Here is a 2,904-nt window from a genome sequence, read left to right as displayed (position 1 = left end):
TTCAGGATTCCCCAATGTCGTTACCATGGGTGTCGAAAACTCACGAATATTTTTTTTTTGTTCTAAACTCGGGAGATCTACACGACGGCTATAACTCAATTGTATGGTGTTTTTCTCATTTAAATTATAAGTAAAATGAGCAGATGGATATAGCGTGATATAATCGTCATTAAACGTATCCTGACCATGATTAAAACTGGCAGCTGCTTTGTAGCTTTCAAAACGTGCACCTAATTGATAACTGAATTTTTTGAATTTCTGACCGAATGTTACATAAGCCGAGTAGATATCTGTATCGTAAGTGTAATAGAGCAGCTGATCCTCGGTTGGGTCAGCAGGGTTTATTCTGGCATAATCATTTGCTGATTTTGTGATTCTGGCTTCGGCACCTAATTCCAAAGTTGTTTTTTCGTCCAACGGATTAACATAATCTATATTAAATGTATTGAGTTTACGATGACTTTTGTTTAAATCTGTATAATTTACATTTTTGACAGTGTTGTCAGGAGCACTGTTTTGGGTGTCAAAATGGGCTTGTTGCGAGGCATTGTATTTACTGAAGTTTCCTTCAAAATCTAAAGTGTGGCCTTCTTTTTTAAAGAGATGTTTGTAAGCCAGATTATAAGTTTCCATTTTTTGAGGGCCTAAGTATCTGGAATTTTGCGAGATGTTGCTGATTTCAGGATTATTGTTGTAGTTGATATTAGCGTCAACAAATACGTCCTGATTGTATTTGCTTTGATTCGTGTAGAAAGAAATCGTATTCTGCGCGTCAACGAAATAATCCATTCCGATTTTATACAGATGAGAGTCGGCATTCGATTTAAAGTCTATTTTTTGATAAAGATCCTGATCGAATCTTTGAAGAGAACTGTCGAAAAAATAGGTTCCTAAATTTTGACCGGCGTTTCCATAAAAATTTACTTTTCCGTTTTTGTAATTCAAATTCAGCGATTGATTGTGTTTGGTAGCTTCCCCAAAAGTGATCCCTCCGCTGTAACTTCCGTTAAAACCTATATTGGTATTTTTGAGCAAAATGACATTGATGATTCCCGACATTCCTTCCGGATTGTATTTGGCACTTGGATTGGTAATTAGCTCAATTTTTTTGATAGAGGTTGACGGGATTTGTTTTAGCAATTGAGCAGGATCAATATTACTGGGTCTTCCGTCAATCAATACTCGGACATTATCATTTCCGCGAAGCGAAATTTTTCCGTTTTGATCTACATTAACAGATGGAATGTTATTCATAATCTCAGAAGCTGTAGCTCCGGCAGTGGTCAGGTCTTTACCGACTGTGATTACTTTTCGATCCAGTTTTTGCTCAATGGTTGAGCGTTCGCTAATAACATTAACCCCTTTAAGTTGTGTCGCTTCTTCTTCAAGAGCAATTTTAAGACTAGCCTCTTTTTGATCTTCACTTAAAACAACAGATCCCGTGTATTTCTTAAATCCGATATATTGAATTTCAATCGTGTAATTTTTTAAAGCCAGATTTTTAATGGTAAAATCGCCGTTATCATCAGTGTTAACTCCTAAGACAATTTTTCCATTGTCTTTAAGCGAAACTGTAGTATAAGAAATAGGAGCATGGTTTGATTTTTCGGTAACTTTTCCAGAAACAGTTCCGGAAGTTTGTGCCTGCAGAGTTGTCATTGTAGTCAGTAAGACTAATAAAAGTAATTTTAATTTCATGAACATGTGATTGATTTGATTGATGATTGTTTCTTTTTGAAATACTTCAAAATGTATCACTAGAGACCGTCTTTTCAATCCGATGTTACAGTAAAAATTAAAATCAGAAATGTCTTTTTTGTGATGCGCTGTTTTAGAGTAAATTAGTTTTTGAATTTTTGATAATTTTAACAATTTGTAGGTTTAGCTTCCGGATGGATTTTCATTTTCTTCAGTAGAATAAGGAGGTTACAAAGGAGGCGTGTCTTATTATTGTAAGTATGGCAGGAATAAAAACAGCGATTCAATTTTAACTAAATGTGCCAAATATCCATAAAAAAAAGCCCGAAGTTGGCAAACTCCGGGCTTTTTAAAAAACTATTAAAATCGATTAGCAAAAGTTGGATTAGAACAATCCGCCTCCACCTTTATTGGTATTGTCTTCTCTTTGTTTACGTTGCAGGTTTTTGATTTTAGCACCTCCAAAGTTGTAAGTTAACCCTAGGTAAACTGTTTGGCTCTCCCATGTAAATTGCCCTGAGTGTGAATAAGGATACTGAGAATCGAAAGCGTATTTCATGGTGTTAAACACATCGTTAAAACGCAAACTGATGTTCATTTTATTGTTTAACAAGGTATAACGGGATCCCATGTCCATTTTATACATAGCATGGCTGTTATTTTGAAGACCTTCAACTTCTCCTCTGTAAAATCCGAATAATAAGAAACTTAAACGTTTGTTTACTTTAAAGTTAGAATTCATACGTCCGTTGAAAGCACCTACTGTGATTTTTCTTTCCAGCGGACTGCTTTTTTGAGTTACAGGATCGTATACAAACACGATACCTTGTTGGTTAATGCTTGAAAAGTCAATAGATGGTGAAATGTCCCACCATTTTGCAATTTTATAAGTGAAAGAAGCTTCAAAACCATAAGAGGTATTACGGTCAAAGTTGGCATACGTCAGGATTTGTTTGTTACCACTTGGATCTGTATCGTCCGGAAGTAAAACTCTGCTGATTTGGTCGTTGATGCTTCTCACAAAAACACCTGTAGTAAAGCTTCCTTTTTCGAAAGTTTTAGTATAATTTACTTCAACAGAATTCGTAAACTGAGGTCTTAATTCAGGATTTCCTAATGCTGTAATTAAAGGAGTAGAAAACTCACGAATAGGTTTTGTCTGTTCTAAACTCGGACGGTCTACACGACGGCTGTAGCTCAATTGTA

2 protein-coding genes are annotated in these 2,904 nt (G+C 35.5%); both read right to left on the bottom strand.

The genetic code is table 11. The annotated features are described in order from the left end of the window. Positions 1-1,698: outer membrane beta-barrel protein (locus tag JO950_RS21610; protein WP_202704491.1), on the bottom strand; the 1,698-nt coding region annotated here is incomplete at its 3' end. A gap of 385 nt (positions 1,699-2,083) precedes the next feature. After that, positions 2,084-2,904, bottom strand: an 821-nt coding sequence (locus JO950_RS21605; RefSeq protein WP_202704490.1) for an outer membrane beta-barrel family protein, incomplete at its 5' end; no start/stop codon positions are given.

The sequence above is a fragment of the Flavobacterium sp. UGB4466 genome (assembly GCF_903469665.1).
GTDB classification, from domain to species: domain Bacteria; phylum Bacteroidota; class Bacteroidia; order Flavobacteriales; family Flavobacteriaceae; genus Flavobacterium; species Flavobacterium lipolyticum.
The sequence above is the reverse complement of the archived record's forward strand: the minus strand, read 5'-3'. Positions and strand labels throughout refer to the sequence as shown.